Genomic DNA, 24,203 nt, shown 5'->3' on the forward strand with positions numbered 1-24,203 from the left:
GCATCCAAATTACTCACTTATCATTTCTAAATGTGTCAGCCACTATCCGCGGTCTTAAGCGAAACAAGCACTTTAAAAAGAACGCTGGAGACACAAAACCATGACTAGCCCTTCCCGGCCCGACTCTGCCCGCTCGAAAGTTGGTGCGGTATTCCGCGTTACTTCGGGCAACTTCCTCGAACAGTTCGACTTCTTTCTGTTCGGCTTCTACGCCACCTATATCGCTGCCGCGTTCTTCCCCGCCGCTAATGAGTTTGCGTCATTAATGATGACCTTCGCCGTGTTCGGTGCAGGCTTCCTGATGCGGCCCCTGGGCGCGATTATCCTGGGTGCCTATATCGATGACGTCGGTCGTCGCAAAGGCTTGATCGTGACCCTGTCGATCATGGCCAGCGGTACGTTGCTGATCGTGCTCGTGCCGGGGTACCAGACCATTGGCCTGTGGGCGCCGTTGCTGGTGCTGCTGGGCCGCCTGCTGCAAGGCTTCTCGGCTGGCGCAGAACTGGGCGGTGTGTCGGTTTACCTGTCTGAAATGGCTACGCCAGGCCGCAAAGGCTTCTACACCAGCTGGCAGTCGGGCAGCCAACAGATCTCCATCGTAGTGGCCGCCGCACTGGGCTACGGCCTGAATGTGTGGATGGAACCCTCGGTCGTTGCCGATTGGGGCTGGCGCATTCCGTTCGCCCTCGGCTGCGTGATCATCCCGTTCATCTTCGTGCTGCGTCGCAACTTGCAGGAGACCGAAGAGTTCGCCAACCGCAAGCATCGCCCGACCATGCGCGAAGTGCTGGCGACCCTGGTGAAAAACTGGAGTGTGGTGATCGGCGGCATGCTGATGGTGGCCATGACCACCACCGCGTTCTACTTGATCACGGTATACGCGCCGACCTTCGGCAAGACCGTGCTGCAACTGAGCACCTCCGACGCCCTGCTGGTGACCTTGCTGGTGGCCGTGTCGAACTTTGTCTGGCTGCCGATCGGCGGCACCCTGAGTGACCGTTTTGGCCGTAAGCCGGTGCTGGTCGCAATGACCGCCCTGACCGTGATCACCGCCTACCCGGCGCTGTCGTTCGTGGTCAATGCGCCAAGCTTTGCGCATATGCTCGAAACCCTGCTGTGGTTCTCGTTCCTGTACGGCATGTACAACGGCGCGATGATCCCGGCGCTGACCGAAATCATGCCGGTGGAAGTGCGTGTGGCGGGCTTCTCCCTGGCCTATAGCCTGGCAACGGCGATCTTCGGTGGCTTCACGCCGGCGATCTCCACGTGGTTCATTCACATCACTGGCGACAAAGCCTCGCCGGCCTATTGGATGATGTTTGCCGCGTTGTGCGCCCTGTGTTCGACCCTGGCGCTGTACCGTCATGCCAACACGCGTGGCCAAGTCATGCAGGGGGCGGTGTAATGAAGACGCTATTGAAAACCCTGACGGCCCTGGCCCTCGGCGCCCTGGCGCTGACGGCCCAGGCCGAACAGCTCAAGGTGATGACCTCCGGCGGTTTCACCGCCGCCTATAAATTGCTCGGCCCGCAATATGCCGAGCACAGCGGCGACACCCTGGACACCATCCTAGGCCCGTCGATGGGCAAGGCGCCGGAGGCGATCCCCAACCGCCTGGCCCGTGGCGAACACGCCGATGTGGTGATCATGGTCGGCTATGCCCTGGATGACTTGATCAAACAAGGCAAGGTCGACCCGGCGTCCCGTGTGGAACTGGCGGATTCGCGCATCGGCCTGGTGGTCAAAGCCGGCGCAGCCAAACCTGCGATCGGCACCGATGCCGAGCTGAAGGCAGTGCTGAGCCAGGCCAAGTCCGTGGCGTATTCGGACAGCGCCAGCGGTGTGTATGTCGAGAAGGAGTTGTTCAAGAAGCTCGGCATGCCCGCCAAGGGCAGCATGATCGAACGCATCCCGGTGGCTTCAGTGGTCGCCAAGGGTGATTACGAGGTGGGCCTGCAGCAAGTGGCGGAATTGTTGCCGGTGCCGGGCGTGACCTACGTGGGCAAGATCCCGGAAGACGTGCAGTCGGTGACGCGCTTTGCGGCGGGCATTCCGGTCAACGCCGAACACCCGGCCCAGGCCAAGGCGTTGCTGCAGTTCCTGGCCTCGCCCGAAGCGCAACCGGTGGTGCAATCCACCGGCCTGGACTCGGTTTCACACTGACCGAAACGGCATCTCGCGCACCAACCGCTCCAACTCCAGCGCCGCTGGCGGCAATGTCCGCCCGCGGCGTTTTATCAAGCCCACATGGCGCATCACCTGCGGCTCGATCAGCGGCACACTCACCAGAATCGGGTGTTCGCACGCCGGCATCGCAATCGACGGTACCATCGCCACGCCCAGCCCCGCCTCCACCAGCCCGATCATGGTGGTCACGTGGTGGGTCTCGCAGATACTCGGCTTTTTCACCCGCACGCCGCGCAAAGCCTGGTCCAGCAGGAAGCGGTTGCCCGACGTTTTGTCGACGGTGATGTAGTCGTGCTCGTAGGCTTCGGCCCAGCTTACGCTGTCGCGTTCGGCCAACTCATGGTCACGGCGGCAGGCCAGCACATAGCGCTCCTGGAACAGCAACTCGAACTCCACTTCATCGGCCAGGCTGCCGCTGAAACTCACGCCGAAATCCGCCTCACCGCTTTCCACCGCATTGCACACCTCACCGGCGCTGGCATCCAGCACACGCAGGCGAATCTTCGGGTATAGCTTGTGAAATTCGGAGATCACGTGGGGCATGAAGTAATACGCGGTGGACGGCACGCAGGCGATGGTCACGTTGCCCATGCGCGTGGAGGCGACGTTACTGATACCCATCAAGGCGATGTCGAGGTCGTCGAGAATGCGCTCCACCTGAGGCAGAAACGCGCGCCCGACCATGGTCAGGCTGACCCGGCGCGTGGTGCGTTCGAACAGCTTTACGTCAAGGGCGGACTCGAGCTTTTCGATACGCCGGCTCAGGGCTGGCTGTGAGATGCGGATGGCCTCGGCGGCGCCGCGAAAACTGCCCTTGTCTACCACGGCGCGGAAGGCTTGGAGGTCGTTGAGGTCGAAGTTGATGATCACGGGGGATGGGCCAGTGTGGTCGATTTGGGGGGCATTATCGTATGGCCGGTGGTAAGGCGCCATGCGTGCAGGGACGGTTGGCGTTAATAACCCTGCTACAAATATGAAGTCATACATATCAGTGCGTTATTGGCTGAGTGGCGCCACGCAGTCGCTGAAAAGCGTCAATACTTGCAGCCTGAGTTACTCAACAGGAGAGAGAAACGCTCATGGAAACCTGCCAGAACCCCTACCTATTTTGGATCGACGATGAGACGCCGGATACCGACATCGGTCAGTTGCTCCTTGCAACACGCCAATGGTCGAGTAGGATTGAATCCTACCCACTGTCCGCAGGCTTCGACATGCGCTCAACCCAGCAAATGAGCATTACCTTGCCACTCGAGATGGCCGCCCTGGTCAAAGCCAAGGTCACCTCCGGTGAATATGCGAGCGAAAGTGAAGTGATACGCGACGGCCTCAGGGCGCTGATGGCCCGTGATCGCGCCATGGAAGACTGGTTGCGCGACCAGGTGATCCCCGCCGCCGCCGCTCTCGAGGCAGCCCCTGGCCGAGCGCTCTCCACCGAGCAGGTTCGCGAACACATGGCAGCAAAACGCCAGCGAACCGGTACAGAAAAACCGTGAGCTATACGGTAGCCTTTGCGCCTGAGGCGTTAGCCCAACTGGACGCCCTTGAAGACTACATCAGCAAAACCGAAGCCCCCGATGCTGCAGCACGTTTTATCGACAACATCATCAGCTACTGCGACAGCCTTAGTGTGTTTCCATTGCGTGGTAAATGCCGTAACGACCTGCTGCCTGCCTTGCGCATCACCCATTACCGGCATACCACCGCCATCGCATTCAGCGTGGCCGCCGAGACTGAAGCCGTGTCGATCCTGGGCGTGTTTTACGGCGGCCAGGATTACGCCGCCCAATTTCAGAATCATGGGTGAGAGCAAGCATCACGCCCAACGACGGCGCGCCCAAAAACAAGGAAGAAAAAATGACTAACACCCCAAACCCGCGTCGACCTTTGCGCTGGGTGTTAAGCCTGACCGGCTTGCTGGCTGTTGCGACCCTGGGCTTTTTCGCCTGGCAAAGCTTCTACCCCGTCAGCGCGGCGACCGGCTGGAGCGTGCAAACCGTGCACAGTGACGTGCCCAAAGCCGCGTCATTGATGCCCATGCCGGATGGCTCGCTGATGATCAGCCAGGAACTCAATGACGCCAAAGGCAGCATCGTGCGTATCCATCCCGACGGGCGACGTGACGTGGTGGTGGGCAGCCTGTCCAAGCCCGATGGCATGTTCGCCACCCATGGCGGTTGGGTGTTCAGCCAGGAAACCGGCGACGCCCCGGTCAGCTTTCTCAAGGACGGCGTGGTGACCGAGCTGTTTCGCGGCGAAAACGTGCAAGGCCTGTGGGTCGAGGGCGACGACCTCTACGCCATCGAAGACCGCAAAGACAACGGGCGACTTTTGCGTTACCGCTGGAGTGACCAATCGCTGACTGTCATACGCGACAAGCTGCACGAAGGCGAGTCCATCACCCGTTGCACCGACGGCCGAATGCTCTACACCGAAAAGAAAAAAGGCGTGGTGCGCGAACTGACCGACGACGGCAGCGATCCGGTGGTGCTGGCAGGCTTGAACAAACCCACGTTCTTGATGTGCGATGAGCGCGGGCTGTGGGTGAATGAAGATTCGACGCACCGGGCAAGGTTGCTGCTCATTGATAAACAGGGGCGGCAACAGACGATTTTGTCGTTCCTGAAGGCGCCGCAGTCAATTGTGCCGACGAATCGAGGCACTTATCTGCTGGCGGAAGGCGGGAGGAATCGGGTGTTGGAGTTGACGCCTGAGACTCGCACGCTGTCGCCTTAAAAAATTTTGCAGTACGGGCCAATTTGAATGCTCGCGAACCTGTCATAAAATCAACAGGACATCTTCTATCGCGACACCACCTCTCGCCAGACGCGCGTCACCGCGACTTTGCTTTGCGGGTCCAGCTCGCAAATTTCAAAGCCCAGGGACAACACCAGCGCATCCGCCGAAAAGTCCTTCAGCGCCGCAGGGCCAGTTCGAGCTTGTCGAAGAACACGGCTTCACGGGCGCCGTGGATGGACACATACAGCACGTCGTCCCGCTCGTAGAAAATCTCCTGGAAACCTTGACCGTGGTGCAGGTCGGTGTCGAGCACGGCGACGCGCTGCGGACGACGACTCACCGAGGTCAGGCCGGCAAGCGGCTCTCGACACCAATGGCCATGTGCTGCAAATCCTCAACCGGGTTTCTCCCAATCAGCATAAAAGCATGCGCAGGGTTGGCCCAATACACCACGTTCAGGCCTCGGCGCTGTTCGCTGGCCAACGGCTGCATGCCCTTTTTACTGGCGGTGATGCACAGTGCCAAAGGCCCGTGGCGTGGGTCGAGGTAGGTGAGTTGACCGATCAACACGCCGTCATAGTCGAGGATCTGCGCCCGTCGGAATTCGGCGCCAGGCAGGCTCACGGACTCAGGCGATAACGACACGCCCAGTAGTGCGCCCACGGCGGTCAACTGGGCCGTGTGGGAGGCCGGGTCGAGGCTGAGGTTTTCCAGGGTCTGGGGCGTATACAAGGCCATGTATTCGGCCACCGAGGCCCGCCAGCCTTGGCCGGGTTCAGTACGTTGCCCCCCCAAGAACAGGCGATCGGCCGCCACGCCAGCTACTGCGAAACTCGCAGCCACGGCAAGAAAACGCCGCCGGCTCCAGGCTTGGGGCGGCGCCGGTGGCAAGGCGTTGAGCATTGCGTGCAGGCGTTCAGTCGGGGCGTGTTCCAGCACCGTGTCGAAGGCGGCCTTGAACGGCAAGTCAGCGCAGCGCAATGCGTCCAGGCGTGCGGCAAGCGCCGGGTCAGCGCTGGCCTGGTCGGCGATCCGTTGATGTTGGTCTGCGCTCAGTTCGCCATCCAGATAAGCCGATAACTGCTCATCGGACGGTGTGTCAGTGTGGCTCATCGCCGTTCTCCGTTGGCTTTATCCTGCCGGGCTGTTGGGGAGGCGGCTTCGGCCAGCTTAATGCGGGCGGCCGCCAACCGGCTCATCACCGTGCCCATAGGTATCTGCAGGATTTCGGCAATTTCCTTGTATGAAAGCCCTTCGACATACGCCAGAAACACGGTTTCGCGCTGCGCTTCGGGCAAACCGTTAACGCGCTTGATCACTTGTGCGGCCAGTATCTGTTCCTGCGCCTGGCGCTCGCCATCAAACGACAGCACCTGCTCGGCATCAACAAACCCCTGCCCTTGGCGCACCCGTTGCGAGCGCAGTTCGTTGAGCCAGATCGAGTGCATGATCGCCAGCAACCAGCGATCCAGGCGCGTGCCGGCCACAAATTGCCCGGCACGCTCCAAGGCCCTTACGCAGGTGGCTTGCACCAGATCTTCGGCCAGGTGCTTTTGCCGCGACAACACCCAACCGTATCGCCACAAGCGTGGCAACAATTGGCCCAACTCGCGGCGAAACTCAGCGTCCCGAACGATGGCTGCCTCCTGCGGACAGGTTCACGGCGTTCAAGCCTGTGGCGCTGCGGCGATGGCTGCGGCCAGGTCTTCGTATTCTTCGCAGGTGGTACTGCACAAGGCTTTGATTTTCACCAGTTGCTCTTGCGCCAGGTCGACCCGGCCCTTGATCACATAGGCCTCGCCCAGGTACTCGCGAACCTGTGCGTAGTTGGGGTCAAGCGCGACCGACTTCAGGTAATAACCGATGCCTTCATCGGTGCGCCCCAGCTTGCGCGTGGCGTAGCCGCGATAGTTGAGGGCCTTGGCGGTGTTGGGATTTTGCAGAGTGTCGAGCAAGGCCAGCGCCTCATCAAAGCGCCCATCCTTGGCCAGGCGGTAGGCGTAATCGGTGCGGTCGGCGTCGGAGGTGGCCTTGCTGGTTTGCAGCACGCACTTGCCGGTCTTGGTGTCCCAGACCTGGCCCTTGGGGCAGTTGGGCTTGGGCGGGGCCGACTCATCGCCGGAGGCGTGGGCCTGGCCTGCGAGCAAAGCGGCGGCCAGGCAAGCGCCGAAGACCAGCGCGGTGCGGTAGGTGACAGGGTGTTCGTGGCGAGCCTTCATGGTTGTCTTACTCCGTAACGATAGGGAGGAAACATCACTGTTAAAGCGCATTGCGTGCGCCCGGCAACATCCGGCGCAAGGTGCCGTCGCCCAACACGTAGTGATGCCATAGCGCAGCAATGGCATGCACACCCGCCAGCAGGATGATCGCCCAGGCCACATTGTTATGCAGGCCGCCCAAGGTGCCCCGCCAGGCATGATCGATCACAAAAGGCGCGGGCACGGCAAACAGTCCGAAAAAATTGAAGGGTTCACCTTGAGCCCAGCGAAACAGGAAGCCCAACACAATCTGCGACACCAGCAACAGGTACAGGCAACCATGCGCTAATTTCGCCAGCAGGTTAAGCGCCGGGTGACTGTCGGCCTTGGGCCGATTGCCGCCGAACATACGCCACACAATCCGCGCGGCAATCAACAGCGCCATGACGATACCTAAAGAGATATGCAGCGCTTGCAGGCCCTTGCGCAGCGGTGTGCCCTTCTCCAGGACTTCCCAGATATGCGCACTGGCAAACATGAAGATCACCACGGCGGCGGTCAGCCAGTGGAAGCTGCGGGTCAGGCGGTCGTAGCGGTCGGATGCTGTGTTCATGGGCGTTTCCTGGGTGATCTGTGAAGTGAACACCGCAGTGGCGAAAGTTATTCGGTGGGGGGCGAATAATTTTTGCTGATCGGGAAACCAAGAAGCCCCGTCGCTGATTCAACGACGGGGCGTTTTTATGCGGTTTTTATGACTCAGTTTCCCCGCTCTTTGTTAGCTTGAGAGAGGACCGATGCAGCCAGGGATTTGGTCTCCTCACTGTATTTATCGCTTTGAAGGGCTTTGCCGGCCTTTTCCTCCATGTGTGCACTCGTCTGCTTATCAGTACCGGTCTGGGACAGCGCCGACGCAGCCAGGCTCTTGGCTATGGCCGAGGCGTTTGGATTATTCAAGGTTTCGGCGGCCAACGTCGCCAGGGTGCTGGAGGTCTTTTTGGTGTTTTTGCTCATGGTGCATTTCCTTTGCGTTTGAGGGGAAAGCCTACGAGTGAACGTCTCGTAGTCAGAAGATAGTGAGTTAAATATCCGTTCGCAACGAACTGGCTGTAGCCTTTGTTTTTAAAACACGTAAGAAAGATTCCAGCGCTATGTAGTACCCGCCCAGTTCGATGTTCACACAATGATAATGTTTGAAAAGTCGCCTTGTTTTTATTAGATTTCCGCCCGGCCAGTCACGGCAACTTCGCCAGCAGGCCGCTCTAATAACCCTTCAAGGATGACCCTGCATGTCCCAACCTGCACTCAACGACAATATCGTCACCTGGACATTCCAAAACTACGCCGCCATCGTCGGGTTGCTCAGTGGCCTGGCAATATGTGCGCTGGTTTTATATATCTACTCGCGCTCAGGCTCGCTGATTTTTCTGCGTGATTTGATGTGGCGGTTTTTCGGTGGCTCGACCACGTTTGAAAACCCAAAATATGAAGCCACCCGCAAAGACCTGCGCGAAGTTGAATACTATCGGTTCGAATTCAATATCCCCGCACAAAACCTGGAACACGCGCGGCAGGCGGATAAATGGATCACTGATAACCACTTCAGTTACAACGATGTGGCCAGAATCAGAAAGTACATTGACTGGAAAGACTTCACTCAGTTATCGCTTAAAGAGGCAATGATCACACCCTTTAAACGTAATTTGTATTTGGGGTTGGGCATCTTCTTCCTGGCGATTATCAGCATCACGCCGCCATTGGCTGACTCCAGCTACCTGATGGTGTCGTTGAAAAAAGCCGCGGACGTGCCGTCTTTCTATCTGTCGGAAAACAACGCCAAATTCCATTTCTGGCCCAGCGAAACGCTGTCTGTGGACGAGTGCAAATCACCAACGGCACTGGAAAAGTTCTATAACGAGGACTTCTCGGAAAGCACCATCAATACCATTTGCACGCTATTTCTTTCGCCCACTTATGGTGAAAATGTAAAAACCGGGTTGAAAGAGCAAAAAGGCTTTTTGCTGTTCATCGCCTGCCTGTCGATATGTGCGGTCTTCTGTATTTTGACCAAGCTCTCGCGTTTGGGCGTTGCCCGCAAACTCCATGACCAGATGACCGCGCAGAGTACAAATACGACCGCAGAGACCGCCGCTCAACCGTAAACACTGTCACTGTGGCAAGCAGGTCTGTTGTCCTTGATGTAGCAAGCTGGCTTGTTGTGGCGAGCAGGCTTGCCCTGCGTTGGGCGGCGAAGCCGCCCCATCCCACGCGCCGAGTGTCAGGGGGGAGGATCGCGGTGGCAGGTTTTAGGGCCGCTACGCAGCCCAACGCAGGGCAAGCCTGCTCGCCACAAAAAGCCTGCTCGCCACAAGGCTACTTGCCATAGCAGGCTGGCTCACCGACCATCAAGGCCGTCCCAGAGCGTCGAATCGATTGCACTGATGGTTATTATCGAAACGAGCGCCTGTGTGATTGCCAGCACCGGTTCCTATAATCGCCTCCACTTTCCCTCCCCTTCGCCTGGCTTCAGGCGACATTCCTTCTGGAACCGACACTATGCCAAGCCCCAGCCAGGCCCACAGCGGCCGTCCCGAAAATAATCAACAAAGTGTCAAACAGCAGTGGCTGGCGATTCTCTCGGTCGCCGTAGGCGCTTTCGCCCTGGTAACCAGTGAGTTTCTGCCGGTGGGCGTGCTCAATGACGTCGCCAGCGACCTGGGCATCAGTGCCGGTCACGCTGGCCTGATGGTCACGCTGCCCGGCATCATGGCCGCCCTCGCCGCGCCGTTGCTGTCGGTGATCATTGGCGGCATGGACCGTCGTTACCTGCTGATCGGCCTGACGCTGATCATGATCATCGCCAACACGGTAGTGGCCTACGCCAGCGACTTCAGCCTGCTGCTGTTCGGCCGTGTCCTGCTCGGCATCAGCATCGGCGGCTTCTGGGCCACGGCCATTGCCCTCAGCGGCCGCTTGGCGCCCAAGGGCGTAGGCGTAGCGAAGGCTACCTCGATCATCATGATGGGCGTGACCCTGGCCACCGTGCTGGGCGTACCCGTCGGCACCTGGCTCAGTGGCCTGATGGGCTGGCGCATGACCTTCCTGGTGACCGCGATTGTCGGCGTGCCGGTGCTGCTGGCGCAGGTGTTCCTGCTGCCGCGACTCACCCCGGAAAAGGCTATCCAGATCCGTGACCTGCCGGCCTTGTTTATCAACCCACAAGCGCGGGTCGGCTTGATCGCCGTGCTGCTGATCGGCCTGGCGCACTTTGCTGCCTACACCTATGTCGCGCCGTTCTTCAAAAACAGTTCCGGCTTCGACGGCCCGACCATCGGCTCACTGTTGCTGCTGTATGGCGTGGCCGGCGTGATGGGCAACGTCTTTGCCGGTTTCGCCGCCAACCGCAGCGTGCGTCACACCCTGCTGCTGGTCGCGCTGATGATCGGCACCAGCACCGCGCTGTTCCCTCACTTCGCCACCGGCATGACCGGCGCCGCGATGCTGATCGCACTCTGGGGCTTCGCCTTCGGCGCCTTCCCGGCCTGCGCGAGTATCTGGATGTTTGTGGTCGCACCTAAAGACGTCGAACGCGGCATGCCGCTGTTCGTTGCTCTGTTCCAAGTGATCATCGCCCTGGGTTCATTCTTTGGCGGCCGGATCGTGGACCAGATGGGCAGCGCAATGCTCTTGAGCCTGGCCACGGCGCTGGTGGGGCTTGGATTTGTGACCGTGCTGGTGTTGGGGCGTAATGTGAGTAATAGCTTGGCGGCGCAGCCTGGCTGATACGACTCGTTAACCACTAAAAAGCCTGCTGAACATTAAGCTCGGCAGGCTTTTTTTGTTTCAGGGGTAGAGGGTTAGTTGCCTGGTTTATCCGTTGGGGCATGACGCTCAAGTGCAGCGTCGACCAATGCCTGAGCATTCTCGATCAATTGCGCGAGGCCCATGATAGCTGCAGAGCCAATGCCACCGGTAATCACGCATTTGGAAACGCCCAGTAATGAGTGTTCCCAAAATGAAGCTTGTGTACCCAAGCCCCTGGGCTAGCCTAAAAAAGATCGCTGGTGTGCTGAGGAGCCTCTATGACACATGGACATTGTGACGCGCTAACAAGGGAGTATGCGAACGCCATACATCCCGACAGGCTTGCCAATAAGCCCCTCTTGATCCAATGTAATGACCAACGTCATTACACGAGGATCTTTCCCATGGCGACTATAAGCATCCGTATCGATGACGACCTGAAAGCGCGCGCCTATCTCGAACTGGAAAAGCTCGGCGTTACGCCTTCCGAACTGATGCGCCAGGCCCTGCAATACGTGGCGGATCGCGGCCAGCTACCTTTCAAGCCCGTTCTGATGACTGAGGAAGATGAAGCGTTGATGGCCACCGTCCGGGAACGATTAGCATCGCCTCAACGGGTAAAGGTTTCTATAGATGACCTATAGCCTTGATTTCGATGCGCGTGCATTGAAGGAGTGGCAAAAGCTCGGCGACACCATTCGTCAGCAGCTCAAAAAGAAGCTGGCGGCCATCCTGAACAACCCACGTATTGAAGCCAATCGCCTGCATGACCTGCCCGACTGCTACAAAATCAAGCTACGCAGCAGCGGTTACAGGCTGGTTTATCAGGTGATCGATCAGGAAATCACAGTGGTGGTGGTGGCCATTGATAAACGGGAGCGTGAACAGGCTTATCGTAAAGCGGGCGAGCGTTTGAGCTAGCAGTAGATCTGACATCCTTCGCAATATTGCGCTTGGACAGAAAGCCCAGGGGGACCAAGTCAAGCTCGTTCAAATGAACCCAGTATCTGCGACAACCGCTGACTGCCCTGCATCCTTAGTCAGGATAAATGCGCTAAATGCCAGAAAATCACCTAAATGCTGAGTGATGATTGCAACAGTGATCGGCAACTGAAGCGTTTGATACTCATGCACTGCGATATTGCGGAAACCGACCATGTTTTTCAGGTTGGTCAGCAGAGACGATTGGACCCAACCGCCTCGTGACAGCAACTCAAACACGTCTCGAGCACCCTGAGGAACACCCAGTCGTTCACGTCGAATTAGATGCTGCCCCATATCCAGAGCGGCCTCACACGCACGCTGAATATTAAGAATCGCCGCATCCTGACGGGTGAAATCAGTAGCGAAACTGGTGGGGTTCTTGTCGTATTCCTCGCGAGCGCGAGCGACACAACGCTCAATGCTCGACGCTTTGTTGATGAGCACATCATCGACCATGCACTTTCCCTTCCTTCTGGATATCGGCCAGCAACCCTGCCCTTGCAGTGTCCAGCTCGGTTTTTTCGCTGAGGATGTAACTCTCGAAAATACCTGCTTGGCTGTCCTTGTTCCAGAGCCTGCGCCCTGTTGTTATGACTTGATATTGCATGACGGTGGACGCCGCCCGCAGGTCGAGTAAATCAACGGGCACCGCCACAATGTCAGCAAGCTCTCCAGCTAACCGCCACAACAGCAGCGGATCCACAGAGCCCGCAACAAGCACTGCCAAGTCCAGATCGCTGTCAGCATGTGCCTCGCCTGTCGCCTGACTGCCAAAGACATAAACCGCGATCAGATCAGGAATACCGGCCAATAAGTGAGCCAACACTTGCTCAACGTTCATGTTGCGCTCCACGTGTCATCTGATGAATGACCGTAGCAGAAATCGCCTCGACATTTCTGCCCCAAACAAAAAACCCCCAACAACAATTAAGTTATCGGGGGTTTTTCGTTATTCAATAATGGCGGAGAGATAGGGATTCGAACCCTAGGTACCGGTGAAGGTACAACGGATTTCGAATCCGTCCCATTCGGCCACTCTGGCATCTCTCCAACGGCGCGCATCATAACAGTGTGTTTCGCGAAAGCAAACCAAAAAAGCGATTTTTTTCCGTGCTATCAGATGCTTGCGTCGGTTACAGCGGTACGCCGAGACGGTTGGCGACTTCTTCGTAGGCTTCGATGACGTCACCGAGGCCTTGGCGGAAGCGGTCTTTGTCCATCTTTTTCTTGGTGGCTTTGTCCCACAGGCGGCAGCCGTCCGGGCTGAATTCGTCGCCCAGGACGATGGTGCCGTCGTGGAACACGCCGAATTCGAGTTTGAAGTCGACCAGCAGCAGGCCTGCGTCGTCGAACAGCTTGCTCAGCACGTCGTTGACCTTGAGGGACAACTCCTTCATGCGTACCAGTTGCTCAGCGGTGCCCCAGCCGAATGCCACCACGTGGGATTCGTTGATGAACGGGTCGCCCTTGGCGTCGTCCTTCAGGAACAGCTCGAACGTGTAAGGGTTGAGCTTGAGGCCCTCTTCCACGCCCAGGCGCTTGACCAGGCTGCCGGCGGCGTAGTTACGCACGACGCATTCGACCGGGATCATGTCGAGCTTCTTGACCAGGCACTCGTTATCGCCCAGCAGTTTGTCGAATTGGGTCGGAATGCCGGCCGCTTCGAGTTTTTGCATGATGAAGGCGTTGAACTTGTTGTTCACCATGCCTTTGCGATCAAGCTGTTCGATGCGCTTGCCGTCGAACGCCGAGGTGTCGTTGCGAAACAGCAGGATCAGGCGGTTGGCGTCGTCGGTCTTGTATACCGACTTGGCTTTGCCGCGGTAGAGTTCTTCACGTTTTTCCATGATGGGCTCCGCTTGCTAAATGGTGGGCTAGGCGATGTGTCGCCAGTCGAGCCCTGAATCTTGATCGGCCAGTTGCAGCCAGTCCGGGTCGCACCCAAGGGTGTCGACAAAACATTGCCGCGCAAGCGCAGGCAGGTTGTTCTTGCTGCTCAGGTGGGCCAGGACCAGGTGTTGCAAGTCTTGCCAGCCCAACTCATACACCAGGTACGCCGCCTGGTGGTTGTTCAAATGTCCCAGTTCGCCGCCTACCCGCTGCTTGAGAAAGTAGGGGTAATGACCACGTGCCAGCAGGTCGCGGCAGTGGTTGGACTCGATCATCAAGGCATCGAGGTCACGGTAACCGTCCAGCACCCTGGAGCAGTAGGACCCCAGGTCGGTGAGCACGCCGAAACGCCGCTGACCGCCACTGAATACATACTGCGTCGGTTCCTGGGCGTCGTGCGCTACGGCAACTACGTCAATGCTCAACGCACCGATCTGCAGCGTCTCGCCACCGGCCAGGAAGCCTGCGGGTTCTATGGGTTTGCGCATCCCGCGCAAGGTGCCGCGACTCAGGTACACCGGAAGATTGTAGCGCCGAGACAGCAAACCCACGCCATGCACGTGGTCGGCATGTTCGTGGGTCACCACAATTGCGCTCAGCTGCGAGGGGTGAACCCCCAGGCGCAGCAGGCGCCGCTCGGTTTCTTTTAACGAGAAACCACAATCCACCAGCACATACGTGTCGTCATGTGCGACCAGCGTGCCGTTCCCTTGGCTACCGCTGCCGAGAACGGCAAAACGCATCGGGTCAGCCCAGGTTGTCCTGAATCACGCCCAACACTTTGCGGGCTGTTTCAGCCGGCGCAACGGTGTTGATGTTCTTCTCGACGGTCACTTGTACGCTCTCGCCCACCTTGCTCAAACGAACCTGATAACGCTCGGCACGGGTTTCGATCTCTTCCTTGGTCGGCTTGCTGCCGAACAACTTGCCGAAGAAACCTGGCTCGTCGTCTTTCTTCTCGGCCTTTTCCGCTACGTTGATGTAGTACAGGCCCAGGCTGCGGTTGATGTCTTCAACGCGCCATGGACCTTGCTCCAACGCACGGCCAACACTGGCCCAGGCACGGTCGAGGTCTTCACCCAGGGTGAGCACCACGTTGCCGCTGCCGTCTTCGGTGAGGCTGACGCGGTTAGGCGTGTCGAAGTTACCGGCGGCGAGCAGGGAAACCGAACCGCCCTTCTCGGAGATACGGCTCATGCTGGCCAGCATCTCGTCGACCAACGCGGCGTCTACGCCCATGTTGACCGAACGCGGGGTGAAATCGACGTTGGCAGTGCTGCCGGCAGGACGCTCGGCGCTCACCACGTAGACTTCACTGGTATTGCGCTGCACGCCTGGCTCGATGCGCACACGCACACGGGCTTCGCTGTCGGGCGCTACACCGCTCGCCTGCAGACGCTTGGCCATGCTGGCGGACAGTTCGCTGCCATGCTGCCATGCCGTGGTGAACTCACCGGTTTGCGGGCGTTGTTGATCAATGCTGAAACCGTTGTCCTGGAAGAACTGCACCGCCACTGGCCAGACTTCAGCCGGTGGGCGTTGGGCCATGATCCAGCGGTTGTCGCCGCTCTTTTGCAGGCTGTAGTCGCTGGTGTCCGCCACGGCCGAGATCGGCTGCGGGCGTGGCACTACGTACTCGCCCTTGGTGGTGTCATCGGCGACGTTGCGCGGAATCGGCAACAACGGGTCAAGGCGCTTGGCGACGTTGACGTCCGGCGGCAGTTGCATCGGTTTGGTTGCTTGGGCTTCCAGGTAATCGCTGCCGCGGTCACGGAAGTAGCCTTCCGGGCCCCATACCCAACCGCAGCCACTGGTGCTGGAGATAATCAAGGCAAGTGCGGAAAGTCCGGCCAATCGCTTCATGCGTAGTGCTTCCTCAATTAAACCAGGACGCCGGACTGGCGCAGGGCCTGTCGCAGCGGTTCGTGACAGGCTTCGCTGAGCCGGGTGAGCGGCAGACGGATACCGTCCGGCATCAAGCCCATCTCAAACAGTGCCCATTTCACGGGAATAGGGTTGGATTCAATAAACAGTGTCTTGTTGAGCGGCATCAGTTGCTCGTGGATCGCACGGGCTTTTACGGCATCACCGGCGATGGCGGCGGCGCACATGTCGCTCATGGCGCGTGGCGCGACGTTGGCGGTCACCGAGATGTTGCCTTTGCCGCCCAGCAGGATCAGCTCGACCGCCGTGGCGTCGTCACCGGAATACACCAGGAAGTCGCTGCTCACGCCGGCCAGGATGTCCTTGGCGCGCTGCAGGTCGCCGGTAGCTTCCTTGATGCCGATAATGTTCGGCACGGTGGACAGGCGGATCACGGTCTCGGCCTTCATGTCACAGGCCGTGCGGCCAGGAACGTTGTAGAGGATCTGCGGGATGTCGACGGCTTCGGCGATGGCCTTGAAGTGCTGGTACAAGCCTTCCTGGGTCGGCTTGTTGTAGTACGGGGTTACCAGCAGGCAGGCATCGGCGCCGGCTTTCTTGGCGTTCTTGGTCAGCTCGATCGCTTCACGCGTCGAGTTGGCGCCTGTGCCGGCGATTACGGCAATGCGGCCCGCCACGCGCTTGACCACGAACTCGATGACCTGGATGTGTTCTTCCACATCAAGGGTGGCCGATTCACCTGTGGTGCCGACCGCCACGATGGCGTTGGTGCCTTCTTGCAGGTGGAAGTCCACCAGTTTGCCAAGGCTGTCCCAGTCGAGATGACCTTGTGCATCCATGGGTGTGACCAGTGCCACCATACTGCCCGCAATCATGCAACCGCTCCTGCCGGAAAAAGAGAGCCGTAATGGTACTGGCGCCAAGATGCTTGTACAAGCGAAGTACCGCCTGAGGATGCGTTCTGGGGCAACTAAACGACGGGCAATGCCATCATTGGGCCAAAGCGCGGCTTGAAGCACGCTGAAATCAGACCGATCGCGTAATGAAAACGCCACCTCCTAGCCCTTGGCGATGGTTTTCGCTACCCTTCATCCTTTGATCGATACGGCCCACACGGTATCGACCGCTCATCGCTTTAGGAAGGCTGCATGTCCACCCCCACAGTTCGCGAACAATTCCTTGTTATCAGTGCCCTCGGCGCCAACCCCATGGAGCTGACCAACGTCCTGTGCCGCGCCAGCCATGAGAACCGCTGCGCCGTCGTGACCTCCCGCCTCACCCGCCACGGCGAGTGCAGCGCGTTGGTGCTGCAGATCTCCGGCAGCTGGGACGCCCTGGCGCGCCTCGAAACCGGCCTGCCGGGCCTGGCCAAGAAGCACAACTTCACCGTCAACGTCGTGCGCAGCGCCGCCCTGGAAAACCGCCCGCAGGCCCTGCCTTATGTAGCGTATGTCAGCTCGGCCTACCGCTCGGACATCGTCAATGAGCTGTGCCAGTTTTTCATCGACCACAACGTCGAGCTGGAAAACCTGACCTGCGACACCTACCAGGCCCCGCAAACCGGCGGCACCATGCTCAACGCCACGTTCACCGTGACCTTGCCGGCCGGCGTGCAGATCAGTTGGCTGCGTGACCAGTTCCTGGATTTCGCCGATGCCCTGAACCTCGACGCACTGATCGAGCCATGGCGCCCACAGAACCCAATGTAAGGAAGTACCTATGCCGGTAGCCATCGACAAACCCGTGGCCGATTTCGAAGCCCAGGCCACCAGCGGCCAGACGTTCAGCCTTGCAGCCCTCAAGGGCAAGCAAGTGGTGATCTACTTCTACCCAAAGGACAGCACCCCGGGTTGTACCACCGAGGGTCAGGGTTTTCGTGACCAGTACGCCGCGTTCAAGGCTGCCAATACCGAAGTGTTTGGCTTGTCGCGAGACAGCGTGAAGTCCCACGAGAACTTCAAGGCCAAGCAGGAATTCCCCTTCGAGCTGATCAGCGACAAGGACGAAGCGGTTTGCCAGCTGTTTGATGTGATCAAGCTGAAGAAGCTGTATGGCAAGGAATACCTGGGCGTGGACCGCAGCACGTTCCTGATCGACAAGGATGGCGTGCTGCGTCAGGAATGGCGTGGTGTGAAAGTGCCGGGCCATGTGGATGCGGTGTTGGCGGCGGCACAGGCATTGAATAAAGCTTGACCCTGCTGTGGCGAGCGAGCTTGTTGTGGCGAGCGAGCTTGCTCGCGCTGGAGTGCGAAGCGCTCCCGCTTTCAGAGGCCGCTAAGCGATCCAGCACGAGCAAGCCCCCTCGCCACAATAAGGTTGCTGTTACAAAAGCGGCGCCACCACCGGCTCTTGCCGCGGCCACGCATCCAGTACGGCCTTGAACAGCGTCGCCAGCGGGATTGCAAAGAACACGCCCCAAAACCCCCACAGCCCTCCAAACAACAGCACCGCGCAGATGATCGCCACCGGGTGCAGGTTGACGGCCTCCGAGAACAGCAGCGGCACCAGCACGTTGCCATCCAGGGTCTGGATAATCCCGTACACCGCCATCAGGTAGATGAACTGGTCGCTCCAGCCCCACTGGAACAACGCGATCAACATCACCGGCACGGTCACCACCACCGCGCCCACATACGGCACTACCACCGATACACCCACCAGCAAGGCGAGCAGCGCCGCGTAGTTCAGCCCGAGCGCGACAAACGCAATGTAGGTGACGCCGCCACAGATCACAATCTCAATGACCTTGCCGCGAATATAGTTGGCAATCTGCCGGTTCATTTCTTCGGCCACTCGGGTGATCAGCGCCCGTTCACGCGGCAGATAGCCGCTGACCCAGCGGCCGATCATTGCGCGGTCCTTGAGGAAGAAGAACACCAGGATCGGCACCAGCACCAGGTAGATCATGATGTTGACCAGGAGCGGCAGGCTGGACAGGGAAAAAGTCAGCGCCCATTGTCCGAACTTTCCGATCTCGCCGCGCGCCACTTCAATGGCCTGCAACACCTGCTCGTCCGATACCAGGTGTGGATAACGCTCCGGCAACAGCAGCAACAGCGATTGCCACTTGGCGAGCATGCCCGGCAACTCGTTGAACAAGGTGATCAACTGATGCCACAGCAATGGCAGCACCACGACGATAAACACCACCAACAGCCCCATGAACAGGGCAAAGACCAGCCCTACCGCCACACCGCCGGGCAAACGCAGACGTTCCAGGGTAGTGACCAAACCTTGCATCAGGTAGGCCAGCACCATACCCGCCAATACTGGCGCCAGCATGCCGCCCAAGGTGAGCACGGCGGTAAAAGCCAGGAATAGCAGGACGGCCAGCACCACCGCTTCTTCATCGGAAAAATAGCGCTGAATCCAGTCTCGTAACACTTTGAACATCAATCAACCTCGGGCGGTGGGGGCGAACAGTTCAGGCCTTGCGCAACCAGTAACGGTACACACCGGCGGCATCTTCTTCGTGCAGCAGGGTGTGCCCGGCCAGCTTGGCAAAGGTGCGAAAATCGCGCTGGGAGCCTGCGTCCGTGGCGATCACCTTGAGCACGGCACCGCTGGCCAAGCGGTTGAGTTCCAGCTTGGCCTTGAGCAGGGGCAGCGGGCAATTGAGGCCACTGGCATCGAGTTCGGCGTCAAAGGCTACAGCGTTGGTCATCGGTTTGCTCCGGGCATGCGTTTGGAGTGCTTAGAATATCTGGTCCGAAGCTCAGTGTCCGGCTACAGTAAGCTCTTTGTCGAAAGGCTTTGTGCATGACTTTTTTGCGCCCTACCCTGCTGACGCTGGCTTGCCTGCTGGCCTCTCCGGCCTTCGCTGACGACCTGCCGTCACTCGGCGACGCCAGTTCTGCCATTGTCTCGCCGCAACAGGAATTCCAACTGGGCCGCGCATGGCTGGCCTACCTGCGAGGCCAGGTCTCGCAACTCAATGACCCGCAGCTCAAGGATTACGTCGAAACCAGCGTGTACAAGCTGGTGGAGACCAGCCAGGTGAATGACCGACGCCTGGAGTTCATCCTCATCGACAGCCCGCAACTCAACGCCTTTGCCGCACCCGGCGGGATTGTAGGGGTTAACGGCGGCTTGTTCCTGAATGCTCAGACTGAAGGCGAATATGCCTCGGTACTCGCTCACGAATTGGCTCACCTGTCCCAACGTCACTTCGCGCGAGGTGTGGAAGCGCAGTCGCGCATGCAGATTCCGATGATGGCCGCCCTGCTCGGCGGCATTATCGCGGCGGCAGCGGGTGCAGGTGATGCTGGCATTGCCGCGATTGCGGGCAGCCAGGCGGCAGCTATCCAGGAACAGCGCAGGTTTTCGCGCCAGAACGAACAAGAGGCTGACCGTATCGGCATCCTCAACCTGGAAAAAGCCGGTTACGACCCACGCTCCATGCCGACGATGTTCGAACGCCTGATGCGCCAATACCGTTTCGATGCCAAGCCACCGGAGTTTTTGCTGACTCACCCGGTGACCGAGTCGCGGATCGCCGACACCCGCAACCGTGCCGAACAAGCCAAGCAGGGCGGCAAGGAAGACAGCTTGCGCTACCAACTGATTCGCGCACGGGTGCAGTTGCAATACGAAGACACGCCGGGGCTGGCCGCCAAGCGCTTCCAGGCGCAATTGGACGAGAACCCGAAAAACGATATAGCGCGTTATGGCCTGGCCATCGCGCAGATCAAGGGTACCCAGTTCAAAGAGGCACGGGAAAGCTTGCAGCCGCTGCTGGCCAAGGCGCCCAACGACATTACCTATAACCTGGCGCAGATCGAGTTGGATATCGACAGCAACCGTCTGCCGGATGCCCAGCAACGTACTGACCGGATGCTGGCCCAGTACCCCGGCAGCTATCCGCTTAATCAGATTCGCATAGATGTGCTGCTCAAGCAGAACCGTACGGCCGATGCTGAAAAGGCATTGGACGGGCTGCTCAAGTCGCGCCCCGATGATCCGGATGTGTGGTACCAGGTGGCAGAGACTCGCGGCCTGTCCGGCAATATCATTGGTCTGCATCAGGCACGCGCCGAGTACTTTGCTTTGGTGGGTGACTTCAAGCAGGCCATTCAGCAATTGGACTTTGCCAAACGCCGGGCCGGCAACAACTTCCCACTGTCCTCGCGTATCGACGCGCGCCAGCGTGAGCTGATCGAACAGGAACGCTTGGTGAAAGGGATGATGAGCTAAAACCATCGCCCACAAAAAAGCCCCGCTTTCGGTAACCGAAAGCGGGGCTTTTTATTGAGCTAGCGGATTACTCGGCCAGCTTGAAGGTGATGAAGCTTGCACGGCCCTGACGCAGCACGCGCATCGACACCGAGCGATTCTTCGGCAACGCTTTGGCGATGTCGGTGAATTCCTTGGTGGAGTTGATCGCCTGGTTGTTCAGGTGGGTGATCACGTCGCCCGGCTGCAGGCCGATCAAGGCGGCTGGGCCGTCCTGGACTTCTTTAATCACAACACCGCTCTTGAGGTCGAAGCTCTTCTTCTGCTCGTCGGTCAACTCAACCACGGCAATGCCCAAGCGATTGCTGCTGCGCTCAACGCCTGGCTTGGCGTTGCCCAGTGCGTCCAGGGTTGCACCCTCTTCCGGGATCGCGCCGACGGTCAGCTCAACGGTCTGGCGCTTGCCATCACGAATCACTTCCAGCTTAGCTTTGCTGCCGGCTTTCAGAGCGCCTACCAGATGCGGCAGGTCGGCGGACATGACGATCGGCTGGCCATTCATGCTCAGGATCACGTCGCCCACTTGCAGGCCGCCCTTGGCAGCCGGGCCGTCGTCCTGAATCTGCGCGACCAAGGCACCGGCCGGCTTGTCGAGGCCGAACGATTCAGCCAGGTCTTTGTTCACTTCCTGGATCACCACACCCAACCAGCCACGGCTGACTTTGCCGCCGCTTTTGAGCTGGTTGGAAACGTCCATGGCCACGTCGATCGGGATGGCGAAGGACACGCCCATGAAACCACCGGAACGGGTGTAGATCTGCGAGTTGATCCCCACCACTTCGCCCGCCAGGTTGAACAGCGGACCACCGGAGTTACCCGGGTTGATCGGCACGTCGGTCTGGATGAACGGTACGTAGTTTTCATTTGGCAGGCTGCGACCGATGGCGCTGACGATACCCTGGGTCACGGTATGGTCGAAGCCAAACGGTGAACCGATCGCAACCACCCATTGCCCGGCTTTAAGGTCCTGGGATTTACCCAGTTTCAGTACGGGCAGGTCTTTACCTTCGATTTTCAGCAAAGCCACGTCGGAACGCGGATCGGTGCCCACCAGCTTGGCTTTCAACTCACTGCGGTCGGCCAGGCGCACGAGAATTTCGTCAGCGTCGGCAATCACATGGTTATTGGTGAGGATGTAGCCGTCTGGCGAAATAATGAAGCCCGAGCCCAGGGACTGCGCCTCACGCTGCCCGCCACCGCCGCCACGCGGGGAGCGTTGTTGCGGCATACCGCGCTCAAAGAACTCGCGCAGCATGGGCGGCAAGCCTTCCAGGTCAGGCATCTGCTGGTTCGAGACTTTGCGATCCGGCAGCTTCTGCGTGGTACTGATATTCACCACGGCAGGCGAAGCCTGCTCCACCAATTGGGTGAAGTCAGGCAGCTCGGCCGCTTGCGCGGACACTGCCTGACCCAGCACCAATACCGTGGCGACTATGGTTAAGTAAGACTTCAAACGTGGTATCGACATACAGCTCCCGTTACGACGAGCAGGGTTGAGCGACAGGGTTCAAGAAACGCCGAAAACTTCGACCGGCATTTTTGTTCCGCGAACAAAATAAGGTCAGAGCCGACAAGCTCTGACCTATAAAAAACATGGGGATGTTTTGCAAGTGAAAATACTGATCCAGAAATTTCATGCTCTCAGCCCCCAACCGCGCAAAGGCTCACATTGAAAGGTCAGGATGAACATAGGATTAACGACTCATGGCTTGGCGGCGGTCTTTTCGCCGCGCACCGACAGCGCGATGCGTTCGGCGGTGCCGATGGGGATTTCGCCTACAACCGTCACCATGACTTCGCCATCGACCGTGTTCAGACGGCGCGACACGGCCACAGTTGGGCCAAGCTGCGTGCGTGTTTCGCTCACACTCGCACCGTCGGTGGACTCAAGAAACACTGAGAAACGTGCAAGCCCGTCGTCGTACATCAGACTGTCGACAGTGGCGTGGGTCTGAGTATCTTTTCGCGAGACGCTGTTGGTGAGCTGAAAACCTGGAGGCAACCAGTCCAGATGCCATGCGTGAGTGGCGGGCACCTCGAGTGCTTTGGTGCTGGAAACAGCCACAGGTGAGCATTCGCTGCTGGGCAGTAAGTCACGATCTGATGGCGCAGCCGAAGTGTTCAGTCGAGTGAACTGGAAGCGCTCCAACAACTGACCCTGCTCATTGAGTAACAGGGACTTTAGCGGCAGCGCGGTTTCACGATCCAGGTGCAACTCAAAGCCATATCGGTATTGATCACGGGGAGTAATCGACACAATCACCGCATTCCGACCGGCCACGCGAGATTTGCCAATGACGGCCAGTTCGTAGAATTGAGTTAGTTTTTGCGGATCCAGAGCGCGCGAGGGCGCATCAGGCGAGTTGCCAAGGCCGGCAACCAAGGTGCCACTGACACACTGCGTGCGTCCATCTACGCGCACCAGTTCCTGGGCAGAGCCGTCGAGTTGCAACAGCCGCTCGCGGACGTGACCGTCTTGGACGCGATGCCAGATGTCATGGGTAGAGAAACTGCCGTTACGCTCGTAGACGAACGTACCTGCAAAGCTTTGCTGCTGTTCTGCACGCCCAAGTCGAGTCAGCCAGTCTTGGGCTTCGTCGGCATGGGCGGATAGTGCAAAACAACCACTGAGCAAAAGCGTAAGGAGCGGTATGGCGCGCATAGGGCCCCTTAGCGGTTTAGCGGTTTTCCAGGCTGGCTGCACGAGCGTATGGCAGAGCGCTTTCAGTGCCTTTCAAGGCCGATTCCTGTGCGTGTTGGCGCAGGTAGCCTGGAAGACGCTGGTCCTGCCAGCCGGATTGCCCTTGAAGTACGCCGTTGGCCATAGGGCCGGTGGCATCAGAGCTTTCCTTGTAGCCGGCCAGTACCGCTGGGCCTTTGACTTGCGGACCGGCCATGACCGGTTGCTGAGTCTGCTGGGCCAGTTCGGCACCGGCAATTTCGTCCTGGTTGTACAGGCGAACACCGGCCAACACGGCAACAGTCACCGAGGCAGCTACTGCCAGGCGACCCAGGCTACGCCATGGACCACGAGCAGCTTTTGCCGGAACGGCTTCATCGGCCAACGCGGCAGAAACGGCCGCAGCAATATCCAGACGAGGGATTAAAAGATCCTTGTGCATCACCGCCCGAGCGACTTGGTAACGAGACCAGGTATCACGGGTTTCGGCATCATCAAATGCGTTGAGCACTCGACGAAGTTCCAGTTCATCCGCTTCGTTATCCATCACTGCGGACAGCGATTCCTGCAGGGCATCACGACTCATGGCGGTTCCTCTCTTGGCTGTC

The 24,203-nt window shown here is 59.0% G+C and carries 29 protein-coding genes, 1 tRNA gene and 1 pseudogene; 12 read left to right on the forward strand and 19 right to left on the reverse strand.

Annotated features, from left to right (window positions below):
* The first annotated feature begins 100 nt into the window (after window positions 1-100).
* Both HBO23_RS28085 and HBO23_RS28090 read left to right on the forward strand, forming a co-directional pair.
* The gene (locus tag HBO23_RS28085) at window positions 101-1,405 is read left to right on the forward strand and encodes an MFS transporter (protein ID WP_170040564.1); all 1,305 of its coding nucleotides are present in this window, start codon (window positions 101-103) and stop codon (window positions 1,403-1,405) included.
* Window positions 1,405-2,163, forward strand: coding sequence for a substrate-binding domain-containing protein (locus tag HBO23_RS28090; protein WP_017137358.1), 759 nt, complete (start codon window positions 1,405-1,407; stop codon window positions 2,161-2,163). Before HBO23_RS28085 ends, HBO23_RS28090 begins: the two co-directional genes overlap by 1 nt.
* Here the strand turns inward: HBO23_RS28090 and HBO23_RS28095 are convergent.
* Window positions 2,155-3,057: a LysR family transcriptional regulator gene (locus HBO23_RS28095; RefSeq protein WP_017137357.1), complete on the reverse strand. Its 903-nt coding sequence runs from the start codon at window positions 3,055-3,057 to the stop codon at window positions 2,155-2,157. The genes HBO23_RS28090 and HBO23_RS28095 overlap by 9 nt on opposite strands.
* 344 nt (window positions 3,058-3,401) lie before the next feature.
* Here HBO23_RS28095 and HBO23_RS28100 point away from each other — a divergent pair, with 344 nt between their 5' ends.
* From HBO23_RS28100 to HBO23_RS28110, 3 genes are read left to right on the forward strand one after another with little or no spacing between them, the layout of a single operon-like run.
* Entirely contained in the window at window positions 3,402-3,683 is a 282-nt protein-coding gene (locus HBO23_RS28100; protein WP_026013723.1) for a type II toxin-antitoxin system ParD family antitoxin, read from the forward strand.
* Window positions 3,680-3,994, forward strand: coding sequence for a type II toxin-antitoxin system RelE/ParE family toxin (locus tag HBO23_RS28105; RefSeq protein WP_017137355.1), 315 nt, complete (start codon window positions 3,680-3,682; stop codon window positions 3,992-3,994). The genes HBO23_RS28100 and HBO23_RS28105 overlap by 4 nt, the downstream gene beginning before the upstream one ends.
* Before the next feature lie 50 nt (window positions 3,995-4,044).
* Window positions 4,045-4,923 carry a hypothetical protein gene (locus tag HBO23_RS28110; protein ID WP_170040565.1) on the forward strand — a complete coding sequence of 293 codons (879 nt, stop codon included), beginning with the start codon at window positions 4,045-4,047 and terminating at the stop codon, window positions 4,921-4,923.
* A 92-nt stretch (window positions 4,924-5,015) separates the two neighbouring features.
* Here the strand turns inward: HBO23_RS28110 and HBO23_RS34075 are convergent.
* The 6 genes and pseudogenes from HBO23_RS34075 to HBO23_RS28140 form a co-directional block, all read right to left on the reverse strand.
* Window positions 5,016-5,251: pseudogene (locus HBO23_RS34075) on the reverse strand (histone deacetylase family protein); the annotation flags it as partial.
* Window positions 5,252-5,271: 20 nt separating this feature from the next.
* Window positions 5,272-6,039 carry a transcriptional regulator gene (locus HBO23_RS28120; RefSeq protein WP_170040566.1) on the reverse strand — a complete coding sequence of 256 codons (768 nt, stop codon included), beginning with the start codon at window positions 6,037-6,039 and terminating at the stop codon, window positions 5,272-5,274.
* Complete coding sequence (locus HBO23_RS28125; protein WP_099548645.1) at window positions 6,036-6,533, reverse strand: RNA polymerase sigma factor; 498 nt, start codon at window positions 6,531-6,533, stop codon at window positions 6,036-6,038. The genes HBO23_RS28120 and HBO23_RS28125 overlap by 4 nt, the downstream gene beginning before the upstream one ends.
* A gap of 60 nt (window positions 6,534-6,593) precedes the next feature.
* The gene (locus HBO23_RS28130; protein WP_017137350.1) at window positions 6,594-7,145 is read right to left on the reverse strand and encodes a tetratricopeptide repeat protein; all 552 of its coding nucleotides are present in this window, start codon (window positions 7,143-7,145) and stop codon (window positions 6,594-6,596) included.
* A gap of 40 nt (window positions 7,146-7,185) precedes the next feature.
* A complete protein-coding gene (locus HBO23_RS28135) occupies window positions 7,186-7,737 on the reverse strand; it encodes a cytochrome b (protein ID WP_170040567.1) in 552 nt (183 codons plus the stop codon).
* Window positions 7,738-7,880: 143 nt separating this feature from the next.
* Window positions 7,881-8,135, reverse strand: a complete 255-nt coding sequence (locus HBO23_RS28140; protein ID WP_017137348.1) for a hypothetical protein — start codon at window positions 8,133-8,135, stop codon at window positions 7,881-7,883.
* A gap of 275 nt (window positions 8,136-8,410) precedes the next feature.
* Here HBO23_RS28140 and HBO23_RS28145 point away from each other — a divergent pair, with 275 nt between their 5' ends.
* The 4 genes from HBO23_RS28145 to HBO23_RS28160 all read left to right on the forward strand — a co-directional run bounded on the left by HBO23_RS28145 (window position 8,411) and on the right by HBO23_RS28160 (window position 11,846).
* Window positions 8,411-9,283 (forward strand): DUF6216 family protein, encoded by an 873-nt coding sequence (locus tag HBO23_RS28145; RefSeq protein ID WP_170040568.1) that lies wholly within the window; start codon window positions 8,411-8,413, stop codon window positions 9,281-9,283.
* Window positions 9,284-9,677: 394 nt separating this feature from the next.
* Window positions 9,678-10,904, forward strand: a complete 1,227-nt coding sequence (locus HBO23_RS28150; RefSeq protein WP_170040569.1) for an MFS transporter — start codon at window positions 9,678-9,680, stop codon at window positions 10,902-10,904.
* 425 nt (window positions 10,905-11,329) lie between these two features.
* Entirely contained in the window at window positions 11,330-11,569 is a 240-nt protein-coding gene (locus HBO23_RS28155) for a type II toxin-antitoxin system RelB/DinJ family antitoxin (RefSeq protein ID WP_026013721.1), read from the forward strand.
* Window positions 11,559-11,846, forward strand: coding sequence for a type II toxin-antitoxin system RelE/ParE family toxin (locus HBO23_RS28160; RefSeq protein WP_170040570.1), 288 nt, complete (start codon window positions 11,559-11,561; stop codon window positions 11,844-11,846). Before HBO23_RS28155 ends, HBO23_RS28160 begins: the two co-directional genes overlap by 11 nt.
* 69 nt (window positions 11,847-11,915) lie before the next feature.
* Here HBO23_RS28160 and HBO23_RS28165 read toward each other — a convergent pair whose 3' ends face one another.
* The 7 genes from HBO23_RS28165 to dapA form a co-directional block, all read right to left on the reverse strand.
* Window positions 11,916-12,365 (reverse strand): DUF86 domain-containing protein, encoded by a 450-nt coding sequence (locus tag HBO23_RS28165; protein WP_017137342.1) that lies wholly within the window; start codon window positions 12,363-12,365, stop codon window positions 11,916-11,918.
* The gene (locus HBO23_RS28170; RefSeq protein WP_017137341.1) at window positions 12,355-12,750 is read right to left on the reverse strand and encodes a nucleotidyltransferase domain-containing protein; all 396 of its coding nucleotides are present in this window, start codon (window positions 12,748-12,750) and stop codon (window positions 12,355-12,357) included. The genes HBO23_RS28165 and HBO23_RS28170 overlap by 11 nt, the downstream gene beginning before the upstream one ends.
* A gap of 119 nt (window positions 12,751-12,869) precedes the next feature.
* Window positions 12,870-12,959 (reverse strand) — tRNA-Ser (locus HBO23_RS28175).
* Between the two features lie 83 nt (window positions 12,960-13,042).
* Window positions 13,043-13,756 carry a phosphoribosylaminoimidazolesuccinocarboxamide synthase gene (gene purC / locus HBO23_RS28180; RefSeq protein ID WP_017137340.1) on the reverse strand — a complete coding sequence of 238 codons (714 nt, stop codon included), beginning with the start codon at window positions 13,754-13,756 and terminating at the stop codon, window positions 13,043-13,045.
* Between the two features lie 27 nt (window positions 13,757-13,783).
* Complete coding sequence (locus tag HBO23_RS28185) at window positions 13,784-14,542, reverse strand: MBL fold metallo-hydrolase (protein WP_170040571.1); 759 nt, start codon at window positions 14,540-14,542, stop codon at window positions 13,784-13,786.
* A 4-nt stretch (window positions 14,543-14,546) separates the two neighbouring features.
* Window positions 14,547-15,662: an outer membrane protein assembly factor BamC gene (bamC, locus tag HBO23_RS28190; protein ID WP_017137338.1), complete on the reverse strand. Its 1,116-nt coding sequence runs from the start codon at window positions 15,660-15,662 to the stop codon at window positions 14,547-14,549.
* 17 nt (window positions 15,663-15,679) lie between these two features.
* Complete coding sequence (dapA, locus tag HBO23_RS28195) at window positions 15,680-16,558, reverse strand: 4-hydroxy-tetrahydrodipicolinate synthase (protein ID WP_017137337.1); 879 nt, start codon at window positions 16,556-16,558, stop codon at window positions 15,680-15,682.
* Window positions 16,559-16,831: 273 nt separating this feature from the next.
* On the opposite strand from dapA, the gene HBO23_RS28200 reads away from it, so the two are divergent.
* On the forward strand, window positions 16,832-17,392 hold the full coding sequence (locus tag HBO23_RS28200; protein ID WP_017137336.1) for a glycine cleavage system protein R: 561 nt from the start codon (window positions 16,832-16,834) through the stop codon (window positions 17,390-17,392).
* A gap of 10 nt (window positions 17,393-17,402) precedes the next feature.
* A complete protein-coding gene (locus HBO23_RS28205) occupies window positions 17,403-17,876 on the forward strand; it encodes a peroxiredoxin (protein ID WP_017137335.1) in 474 nt (157 codons plus the stop codon).
* Window positions 17,877-18,005: 129 nt separating this feature from the next.
* On the opposite strand, the gene HBO23_RS28210 is transcribed toward HBO23_RS28205, so the two are convergent.
* On the reverse strand, window positions 18,006-19,076 hold the full coding sequence (locus HBO23_RS28210) for an AI-2E family transporter (RefSeq protein WP_017137334.1): 1,071 nt from the start codon (window positions 19,074-19,076) through the stop codon (window positions 18,006-18,008).
* 31 nt (window positions 19,077-19,107) lie between these two features.
* Entirely contained in the window at window positions 19,108-19,347 is a 240-nt protein-coding gene (locus HBO23_RS28215; RefSeq protein ID WP_017137333.1) for a sulfurtransferase TusA family protein, read from the reverse strand.
* A 95-nt stretch (window positions 19,348-19,442) separates the two neighbouring features.
* Here HBO23_RS28215 and HBO23_RS28220 point away from each other — a divergent pair, with 95 nt between their 5' ends.
* Window positions 19,443-20,876, forward strand: a complete 1,434-nt coding sequence (locus HBO23_RS28220; RefSeq protein WP_017137332.1) for a M48 family metalloprotease — start codon at window positions 19,443-19,445, stop codon at window positions 20,874-20,876.
* Between the two features lie 67 nt (window positions 20,877-20,943).
* Here HBO23_RS28220 and HBO23_RS28225 read toward each other — a convergent pair whose 3' ends face one another.
* The 3 genes from HBO23_RS28225 to HBO23_RS28235 all read right to left on the reverse strand — a co-directional run bounded on the left by HBO23_RS28225 (window position 20,944) and on the right by HBO23_RS28235 (window position 24,181).
* A complete protein-coding gene (locus tag HBO23_RS28225; RefSeq protein ID WP_017137331.1) occupies window positions 20,944-22,383 on the reverse strand; it encodes a DegQ family serine endoprotease in 1,440 nt (479 codons plus the stop codon).
* A 234-nt stretch (window positions 22,384-22,617) separates the two neighbouring features.
* Window positions 22,618-23,577, reverse strand: a complete 960-nt coding sequence (locus tag HBO23_RS28230) for a MucB/RseB C-terminal domain-containing protein (RefSeq protein WP_170040572.1) — start codon at window positions 23,575-23,577, stop codon at window positions 22,618-22,620.
* Between the two features lie 16 nt (window positions 23,578-23,593).
* A complete protein-coding gene (locus tag HBO23_RS28235) occupies window positions 23,594-24,181 on the reverse strand; it encodes an RseA family anti-sigma factor (protein ID WP_034096393.1) in 588 nt (195 codons plus the stop codon).
* Window positions 24,182-24,203 lie beyond the last annotated feature (22 nt).

It is taken from the genome of Pseudomonas sp. WS 5532 (assembly GCF_012985445.1).
In the GTDB taxonomy this organism is placed as follows: domain Bacteria; phylum Pseudomonadota; class Gammaproteobacteria; order Pseudomonadales; family Pseudomonadaceae; genus Aquipseudomonas; species Aquipseudomonas edaphica.

Excerpts from the sequence above, each read along its gene's own strand:
- HBO23_RS28155 (WP_026013721.1), top strand. The coding sequence starts at position 11,330 with ATGGCGACTATAAGCATCCGTATCGATGACGACCTGAAAGCGCGCGCC.
- HBO23_RS28135 (WP_170040567.1), bottom strand. The coding sequence starts at position 7,737 with ATGAACACAGCATCCGACCGCTACGACCGCCTGACCCGCAGCTTCCAC.
- purC (WP_017137340.1), bottom strand. The coding sequence starts at position 13,756 with ATGGAAAAACGTGAAGAACTCTACCGCGGCAAAGCCAAGTCGGTATAC.
- HBO23_RS28205 (WP_017137335.1), top strand. The coding sequence starts at position 17,403 with ATGCCGGTAGCCATCGACAAACCCGTGGCCGATTTCGAAGCCCAGGCC.
- HBO23_RS28215 (WP_017137333.1), bottom strand. The coding sequence starts at position 19,347 with ATGACCAACGCTGTAGCCTTTGACGCCGAACTCGATGCCAGTGGCCTC.
- HBO23_RS28100 (WP_026013723.1), top strand. The coding sequence starts at position 3,402 with ATGCGCTCAACCCAGCAAATGAGCATTACCTTGCCACTCGAGATGGCC.
- HBO23_RS28160 (WP_170040570.1), top strand. The coding sequence starts at position 11,559 with ATGACCTATAGCCTTGATTTCGATGCGCGTGCATTGAAGGAGTGGCAA.
- HBO23_RS28200 (WP_017137336.1), top strand. The coding sequence starts at position 16,832 with ATGTCCACCCCCACAGTTCGCGAACAATTCCTTGTTATCAGTGCCCTC.
- HBO23_RS28230 (WP_170040572.1), bottom strand. The coding sequence starts at position 23,577 with ATGCGCGCCATACCGCTCCTTACGCTTTTGCTCAGTGGTTGTTTTGCA.
- HBO23_RS28185 (WP_170040571.1), bottom strand. The coding sequence starts at position 14,542 with ATGCGTTTTGCCGTTCTCGGCAGCGGTAGCCAAGGGAACGGCACGCTG.
- HBO23_RS28140 (WP_017137348.1), bottom strand. The coding sequence starts at position 8,135 with ATGAGCAAAAACACCAAAAAGACCTCCAGCACCCTGGCGACGTTGGCC.
- HBO23_RS28085 (WP_170040564.1), top strand. The coding sequence starts at position 101 with ATGACTAGCCCTTCCCGGCCCGACTCTGCCCGCTCGAAAGTTGGTGCG.
- HBO23_RS28110 (WP_170040565.1), top strand. The coding sequence starts at position 4,045 with ATGACTAACACCCCAAACCCGCGTCGACCTTTGCGCTGGGTGTTAAGC.
- HBO23_RS28090 (WP_017137358.1), top strand. The coding sequence starts at position 1,405 with ATGAAGACGCTATTGAAAACCCTGACGGCCCTGGCCCTCGGCGCCCTG.
- HBO23_RS28150 (WP_170040569.1), top strand. The coding sequence starts at position 9,678 with ATGCCAAGCCCCAGCCAGGCCCACAGCGGCCGTCCCGAAAATAATCAA.
- HBO23_RS28130 (WP_017137350.1), bottom strand. The coding sequence starts at position 7,145 with ATGAAGGCTCGCCACGAACACCCTGTCACCTACCGCACCGCGCTGGTC.
- HBO23_RS28120 (WP_170040566.1), bottom strand. The coding sequence starts at position 6,039 with ATGAGCCACACTGACACACCGTCCGATGAGCAGTTATCGGCTTATCTG.
- HBO23_RS28220 (WP_017137332.1), top strand. The coding sequence starts at position 19,443 with ATGACTTTTTTGCGCCCTACCCTGCTGACGCTGGCTTGCCTGCTGGCC.
- HBO23_RS28145 (WP_170040568.1), top strand. The coding sequence starts at position 8,411 with ATGTCCCAACCTGCACTCAACGACAATATCGTCACCTGGACATTCCAA.
- dapA (WP_017137337.1), bottom strand. The coding sequence starts at position 16,558 with ATGATTGCGGGCAGTATGGTGGCACTGGTCACACCCATGGATGCACAA.
- HBO23_RS28235 (WP_034096393.1), bottom strand. The coding sequence starts at position 24,181 with ATGAGTCGTGATGCCCTGCAGGAATCGCTGTCCGCAGTGATGGATAAC.
- HBO23_RS28165 (WP_017137342.1), bottom strand. The coding sequence starts at position 12,365 with ATGGTCGATGATGTGCTCATCAACAAAGCGTCGAGCATTGAGCGTTGT.
- HBO23_RS28225 (WP_017137331.1), bottom strand. The coding sequence starts at position 22,383 with ATGTCGATACCACGTTTGAAGTCTTACTTAACCATAGTCGCCACGGTA.
- bamC (WP_017137338.1), bottom strand. The coding sequence starts at position 15,662 with ATGAAGCGATTGGCCGGACTTTCCGCACTTGCCTTGATTATCTCCAGC.
- HBO23_RS28210 (WP_017137334.1), bottom strand. The coding sequence starts at position 19,076 with ATGTTCAAAGTGTTACGAGACTGGATTCAGCGCTATTTTTCCGATGAA.
- HBO23_RS28170 (WP_017137341.1), bottom strand. The coding sequence starts at position 12,750 with ATGAACGTTGAGCAAGTGTTGGCTCACTTATTGGCCGGTATTCCTGAT.